This is a genomic window from Methanobrevibacter sp. (assembly GCF_045586545.1).
In the GTDB taxonomy this organism is placed as follows: Archaea; Methanobacteriota; Methanobacteria; order Methanobacteriales; family Methanobacteriaceae; genus Methanocatella.
The window spans coordinates 1-6204 of the sequence record NZ_JAZNAN010000046.1; the positions used below are offsets into that span (position 1 = coordinate 1).

General features: G+C 33.4%; 9 protein-coding genes, 2 tRNA genes and 1 pseudogene. 9 read left to right on the forward strand and 3 right to left on the reverse strand.

The genetic code is table 11. The features are described from left to right. The 9 genes and pseudogenes from ACKI3D_RS03870 to ACKI3D_RS03910 all read left to right on the forward strand — a co-directional run. Positions 1–111 (forward strand): annotated as a pseudogene (locus tag ACKI3D_RS03870) (DNA polymerase sliding clamp); the annotation flags it as partial. A 54-nt stretch (positions 112–165) separates the two neighbouring features. After that, the gene (locus ACKI3D_RS03875) at positions 166–966 is read left to right on the forward strand and encodes a hypothetical protein (protein ID WP_407392446.1); all 801 of its coding nucleotides are present in this window, start codon (positions 166–168) and stop codon (positions 964–966) included. A gap of 218 nt (positions 967–1184) precedes the next feature. After that, the gene (locus ACKI3D_RS03880) at positions 1185–1463 is read left to right on the forward strand and encodes a 50S ribosomal protein L44e (RefSeq protein WP_292743332.1); all 279 of its coding nucleotides are present in this window, start codon (positions 1185–1187) and stop codon (positions 1461–1463) included. A 9-nt stretch (positions 1464–1472) separates the two neighbouring features. After that, the gene (locus ACKI3D_RS03885) at positions 1473–1652 is read left to right on the forward strand and encodes a 30S ribosomal protein S27e (protein ID WP_067044971.1); all 180 of its coding nucleotides are present in this window, start codon (positions 1473–1475) and stop codon (positions 1650–1652) included. A gap of 62 nt (positions 1653–1714) precedes the next feature. Continuing rightward, positions 1715–2512, forward strand: coding sequence for a translation initiation factor IF-2 subunit alpha (locus ACKI3D_RS03890; RefSeq protein WP_407392447.1), 798 nt, complete (start codon positions 1715–1717; stop codon positions 2510–2512). Positions 2513–2518: 6 nt separating this feature from the next. Further along, positions 2519–2686: an RNA-protein complex protein Nop10 gene (locus tag ACKI3D_RS03895; protein WP_292739058.1), complete on the forward strand. Its 168-nt coding sequence runs from the start codon at positions 2519–2521 to the stop codon at positions 2684–2686. Between the two features lie 6 nt (positions 2687–2692). Continuing rightward, the gene (locus ACKI3D_RS03900) at positions 2693–3463 is read left to right on the forward strand and encodes a proteasome assembly chaperone family protein (RefSeq protein WP_407392448.1); all 771 of its coding nucleotides are present in this window, start codon (positions 2693–2695) and stop codon (positions 3461–3463) included. Positions 3464–3492: 29 nt separating this feature from the next. Next, the gene (locus ACKI3D_RS03905) at positions 3493–4053 is read left to right on the forward strand and encodes a DUF2112 family protein (protein ID WP_407392449.1); all 561 of its coding nucleotides are present in this window, start codon (positions 3493–3495) and stop codon (positions 4051–4053) included. Between the two features lie 22 nt (positions 4054–4075). Next, the gene (locus ACKI3D_RS03910) at positions 4076–5266 is read left to right on the forward strand and encodes a TIGR00375 family protein (RefSeq protein WP_407392450.1); all 1191 of its coding nucleotides are present in this window, start codon (positions 4076–4078) and stop codon (positions 5264–5266) included. Between the two features lies 1 nt (position 5267). Here ACKI3D_RS03910 and ACKI3D_RS03915 read toward each other — a convergent pair. The 3 genes from ACKI3D_RS03915 to ACKI3D_RS03925 all read right to left on the reverse strand — a co-directional run bounded on the left by ACKI3D_RS03915 (position 5268) and on the right by ACKI3D_RS03925 (position 6097). After that, positions 5268–5341, reverse strand: a tRNA-Arg gene (locus ACKI3D_RS03915). Between the two features lie 56 nt (positions 5342–5397). Further along, a tRNA-Arg gene (locus ACKI3D_RS03920) sits at positions 5398–5471 on the reverse strand. Positions 5472–5563: 92 nt separating this feature from the next. Beyond that, entirely contained in the window at positions 5564–6097 is a 534-nt protein-coding gene (locus ACKI3D_RS03925; protein ID WP_407392451.1) for an endoglucanase, read from the reverse strand. Between the last annotated feature and the right edge of the window lie 107 nt (positions 6098–6204).

Consider the following 6204-nt stretch of genomic DNA (forward strand, 5'->3'; position numbering starts at 1 on the left):
GCTGAAATTAGTTTAGGTACTGACATGCCATTAAGTTTAACTCTTACTATGGTAACCGGTGATGGTAAACTCAGTTTCTTGCTTGCTCCTAGATTAGAAACAGATGAATAATTTCATTTGTTTATCTTTTTTTATTTTTAAAAATTATTTTCGAGATGGTATTTAGTGGATCAATTTTATCAGGAATTGCGTAGAGTTCAGAAGAAAGAACGGAATAATGGTACTTTAGCACGTGTAGAGGAGACTTTTTACAATGATATTCATCAATATCTAGATGAGCTAAAGGAAGAAGCAATTAAAGATCCATTTTCTAATGTATCCAGCATGCTTAAGCAAGCTCAGATTATTGCAACTGAGATTTGTGAAAGGCGTGAGAAAAAAATTACCGAAGCTGCGGTAGTTAATATTCACAGGTCTTATCATTTGTTCACAGGTAAACCTCAGTTTGATTTAGTGGATACCACTCCTCTTAATTTAACACCTGAAGAAGAAAAATTTTACTTTTCCCTAATCGATACTTTAAAGAATCATAGGGGAAACATCTCTCTGGAAAAATTGTCCGATGATGAAGATGAAAAACCGCAAAAACCAATCATAAAACCTAAGGAAACACAATCAACCACATTAATTCCTCCTAAAACGGATGAAATTAAATCACAACCAATTAAAAAAGATAAAGTTGATAAAACTGAGGTTATTAAACCTAAGGATAAAGTTCCTGATGTCGATATAGAGGATAATCCCAACGCCTTTAATGAACAAGATGAGTTTTATGATTTTGAATCAAAAAAAGTTGCTAAAGACACTGAATTAGTTACCATGCTTGTTTTTGATGAAGTCGGTCCTATTGTAGGTGTTGATGAAAAGGTTTATGGGCCTTTCAGACCTCAGGATTTAGTTACCTTGCCATTGGTTAATGCAAAAATATTTTTCAAAAATCGAAAAGGTCGTCAGGTAAAAATTTAGCTATTTTTCCATTACATTTAAATATCTTAATAGATAGATATATTGAACGTATCTATTTGTGATAATAAAAAATTATATTTTTATTATAATTTGGATTTTTGCTGTGTGTAGACTTGATGCGTTACAATACAGTTTAATCTCTAACGTTTTTTGATATAAATTGGATTTAGATAAATTCACAGATGGATTTATAATGACTTATTAATTACGGTGAAAAAATGAAGATACCAAAAGAAAAAAGAACATACTGTCCTCATTGTAAAAGACACACAATGCATGAAGTTCACACTGCTAAAAAAAGAAAAGCTAGTGAATTAACCTGGGGACAAAGACAATTCAGACGTGTAACTGCTGGTTATAGAGGTTACCCAAGGCCTTTACCTGCTGGAAATAAACCAGTTAAAAAATTAGACTTAAGACTTAAATGTAAAGAATGTGGTAAATCTCACATCAAACAATCTTTCAGAACAGGTAAACCTGAATTTGTAGCTAAATAGGTGGTTAACATGGTTAGTAAAGGTAGAGGAAACTTTTTAAAAGTTAAATGTTTAGATTGTGATAATGAACAAGTAATTTTTGATCGTGCAGCATCCGATGTAAAATGTATTATTTGTGGTAAAACTCTCGTTAAATCCCGTGGTGCTAAAGCTAAAATTACTGCACATATCGAAAAAGTTTTAAACTAGATTTTCTAGTTTTTAACTAATTTTTACTATTTTTTTAAATTTTTATTAATGTTGGTGAGAGTATGGTAAGAAAAAGTCAAGAATGGCCTGATGAAGGGGAACTTATTGTTGGTACTGTTTATAAAGTTCTTAATTATGGTGCATTTGCTAAATTAGAAGAATATCAGGGCAAAGAAGCTTTTATTCATATCTCTGAAGTATCTTCTGGTTGGGTTAAAAACATCAGAGATCATGTAAGAGAAAATCAAAAAATTGTTTGTCGTGTTCTCAGAGTAAATCCTAAAAAAGGGCATGTAGATGCATCCTTAAAGAGGATTCGTGAAGACCAAAGAACTAAAAAAATCCAACATTGGAAAATAGAACAAAAAGCTGAAAAATTTTTGGAATTATCTGCTAAATCATTAGATAAGGATTTAGATGCTGCTTATGATGAAGTTGGTTATGAGCTTATGGACATCTTTGGTGATGTTTATGGAGCTTTTGAAACTGCAGCTGATGAAGGTGCAGAATCACTTACTGAAGAAGGCATCCCTCAAGATTGGGCTGATGCTATTACAGAAGTAGCTAAGAAAAATATCACTCCTCCGGAAGTTCATATCAGTGGTTACGTTGACATTGAAACTTTTGTTCCTAATGGTGTTGAAATTATCGTTGCTGCCCTTAAGGCTGCTGAAGATAATGGTGATGAAGAGGAAGAGATTAAGGTTCAATGTGTTGGTGCACCAAGATATAGAATTACTGTAAAATCTACTGATTATTTATTAGCTGAAAAAGCTCTTAAAGCTGCTGCTGAAAGATGTATCGCAGTTGTAGAAGAATCAGAAGGTAATGGTTCTTTCTTGAGAGAGTTAAATAACTAGATTCTTATGAATATGAAAATGAACAAATGTCCCGAATGTGGAATTTATACTTTAAAAGAAGTTTGCCCAAAATGCGGAGGCAAGCTTAAAGTAATTTATCCTCCAAAGTTTTCTGTTGAGGATAAATATGGAAAATATCGTCGTATATTAAAAAAAGAATCAATGAAGGAGTAATGCACAATGAATGCTGCAGAAATAAATGTTATAGAAGAAATTGAATTGGAAAATCCCATCTTCATAGAAGCATTGCCAGGTATTGGACATGTTGGTAAGCTAGCTGCCGATCATATGATAGATGAATTGGGTGCTACTAAGTTTGCTGATGTTTATTCTCCTACTTTTCCTCCTCAAGTAATTGTAAGGGATGAAGGAATTATAGAAAACATGTTCAATGAGTTATATTACTTAAAAGATGTTGGTGAAGACAACTTGGATTTAATTATTCTTGTTGGCAATACCCAATCTTTATCTCCTGAAGGTCAATATTTAGTATGTAACGATATTTTAGAATTCGTCAAAGGATTTGGGATATCTAGAATTTTCACATTGGGTGGAATGGCTACTGGACAGCCTATTGAAAATCCTAAAGTTTTCGGTGCAGCTACCGATGAAGCTAATGTCGAATTATTAAGGGAAGCTGGAATCGAAATCAGATCTAATGATGGAGGCATCGTTGGAGCTTCTGGATTGTTCTTAGGCTTAGGAGTTCGTCAAGGAATTCAAGGAGCTTGCCTTATGGGTGAAACTCCAGGCTATTTCATTGATGCAGAATCCGCTGAAGGTTTATTAAATAAATTATCCTATTTACTTAATTTTGAAATCAATGTGGATAAATTAGAAGAAAGAGCTGAAGAAACTAGACAAATGATTGCAAGAGCTCAGCAAATGGAACAAGATTTAATTAATAAAGCAAATGCAGGAAATGCAGATGATTTAAGATATATTGGTTAAATTCAATATATTCTTTTTTTACTTTTTTTATGAACGTTATAGTTGTGCCTGATGCGGCAATGATTGTAATTCCATTAATTGAAAAGAATGGACATACTTACTTATCGCCTTCCAATTTTTCAAGATATGATAATACGGATATCTGCGAAGGCAATCTACATTTTGATAACTTAATCTCTAAATATTCTTCTAGTGAACTTCCATCAGGAGTCAAATCTAGGCTTTTTTTATTTTCAAATATCGTAAACAAAGTTGATGCAGCAATTATTCTGGGAAAACGCCCTAAAGAATACAATAGGATGTATGATTCATTAAATGATCTGATTCTTTTCGGAAGCAATGCCTGCAATAATGCCCGCAGTCTGGAAGTTAAAATTCTTCAGGATTTAGATATTCCAATTTTAAAGCTCGCTTATCCAAAAACTCAAAAGCAATTAATTGATTTGATTGATAGGACAAATAATTTCTTAAAAAATTTGGATAATGTTAATGAAATTGTCAATGAAGATGAATTGACTGTTGATTTTCAACCTAAAACAGAAAAATATCCATTAGCAAATGTAGAAAAAATTTTGAATAGATTAATATAATTTTAGTTTCTAACAATTAACCATGTTAGTAAATGCTGATTTTCATGTTCACAGCTGTTTTTCAATGGCATCATCTAAGGATATGCTGATTAAGAATATGGCTCCAAAAGCTAAGCAAAAAGGTTTACAGGTTTTAGGCACTGGCGATGCATTTCATCCCGGCTGGCTGGATATTATTGAAGAAACCACAACCTATTCTGGTGATGGGATTTATACGGCTAATGAAATGGATTTTCTTTTGACTACAGAAGTTGAAGGGAAAAACAGAATCCATCATTTGATTATCATTCCAGACATTGATATAGCCAGGGAATTGTCTGAAAAATTGCCTTCAAAAAACAAAGCTGTTGACGGAAGGCCTAAGACCAGATTAGATGGAGCTGAGCTATTGGAACTTGTAAAGGATTATGATTGTTTAATTGGTCCTGCTCATGCATTTACTCCATGGACTGGGATGTATAAATCATTTGATAGTATTTACGATTGTTATGAAAAAAAGCCGGATTTTGTTGAATTAGGTTTGTCTGCAGATACTTTTATGGCGGACACAATATCTGAACTAAAAGATTTTCCCTTTTTGACAAATTCAGATGCGCATTCCCCATGGCCTCATAGGTTAGGAAGAGAATTCAATCAAATAGAGCTTGAAGATATTTCATATTCATCCATTAAGCAGGCTTTAAAACACAATGACATTAAGGCAAATTATGGATTGATTCCAAATTTAGGAAAATATCATATGACTGCATGTACAAAATGTTTTAAATTAATCAATCCGCTTGTGGCAAAAGAAAATAAGATGAAATGTGGTTGTGGCGGAACAATCAAGAAAGGTGTTGATTTTAGAATATCTGAAATAGCTGATTATCCGCAACCAAAGCATCCTGATTTCAGACCGAAATATGTTCATTTAATGCCATTGGCGGAATTGCTTTCAACTGTATATGATAAAGGAGTTACAACAAAAACGATTCAGGGGAAATGGCAAAGATTAATCGATAATTTTAAAACTGAAATTGATGTTTTGATAAATGTTTCTCTTGACGATATCTCTAAAGTCGATTCAGGTATTACTCCCGCTATTGAAGCTTTTAGAAATGGAAGTATTAAAGTTATTCCGGGTGGTGGCGGCCAATATGGTCAGATTTCATTTGAAAAAGAGATTAAAGAAAGAAAAGTAGTAAAGAATACTACTTTGGATAGCTTTTTTTAAACGGACTTGGAGGGATTTGAACCCTCGATCTTAAGATTAGGAGTCTTACGCCCTTCCAGACTAGGCTACAAGCCCAAAAATTATTCAATCACTTTGAAAATTGTTTTTTTGAAAAAAAGAAATTGTAAAAGCGGACCCGCCGGGATTTGAACCCGGGGTCTTCGGATTAGAAGTCCGACGCCCTATCCAGCTAGGCTACGGGCCCTCACATACAACAATAATTAATTTGTTATTTTTGTTATATATAGTTATCTATCACTAAAATAAAAAAAATAAAAGGATTAAAAAATAATTTTTTTATCCTCTTCCTAAGAATTCTCCAGATGCGGTGTATTGGAATGAATCTACATTATTTCCATCAGCATCGTAAATTGTCACATACCAGTAACCTCCGGAATAATATGGAGTTCCTGGGTAACATCCTTCTTGGCCAATATGATTCCATGCATCACTTTTTATTGCTGATGCAGAAACAGATGATCCGGATCCGCTTCCACTACCTGAGCCGGAACCACTTCCACTACCTGAACCAGATCCGCTTCCACTGCCAGAATCTGAACTAGTTCCACTACCTGATCCAGAATCACTGGAACCTGAACTGCCGGAATCTGAACTTCCAGATTCAGTGGTGGCTACAGATACTCCTGTTCCATTATCGGTTGAAGTAGTATTGCCTATTCCATTCCCAGCATTATCATCATTTGAATTTGCGGACATACTTGATAAATCAGAAAAGATTGGATTATCACTATTAGTAATACCATATGCCGCAACTGCTGCTGCAACACATAAAACGATAATAATGGAGATGATTATGTTTGCTTTATCCAATTTTTTTCCTCCTATAAATTTGATTTTAAGATATAATGTTTAATTTTAGAATCTTCTATAATATATAGGTTTCTATATGTTATTTATAGTATTACTTATTAATGAAT

What these genes read in the sequence shown, in the direction of transcription:
- ACKI3D_RS03880 (WP_292743332.1), top strand. Translation starts at nt 1,185, where the DNA reads ATGAAGATACCAAAAGAAAAAAGAACATACTGTCCTCATTGTAAAAGA.
- ACKI3D_RS03885 (WP_067044971.1), top strand. Translation starts at nt 1,473, where the DNA reads ATGGTTAGTAAAGGTAGAGGAAACTTTTTAAAAGTTAAATGTTTAGAT.
- ACKI3D_RS03890 (WP_407392447.1), top strand. Translation starts at nt 1,715, where the DNA reads ATGGTAAGAAAAAGTCAAGAATGGCCTGATGAAGGGGAACTTATTGTT.
- ACKI3D_RS03895 (WP_292739058.1), top strand. Translation starts at nt 2,519, where the DNA reads ATGAATATGAAAATGAACAAATGTCCCGAATGTGGAATTTATACTTTA.
- ACKI3D_RS03900 (WP_407392448.1), top strand. Translation starts at nt 2,693, where the DNA reads ATGAATGCTGCAGAAATAAATGTTATAGAAGAAATTGAATTGGAAAAT.
- ACKI3D_RS03905 (WP_407392449.1), top strand. Translation starts at nt 3,493, where the DNA reads ATGAACGTTATAGTTGTGCCTGATGCGGCAATGATTGTAATTCCATTA.
- ACKI3D_RS03910 (WP_407392450.1), top strand. Translation starts at nt 4,076, where the DNA reads ATGTTAGTAAATGCTGATTTTCATGTTCACAGCTGTTTTTCAATGGCA.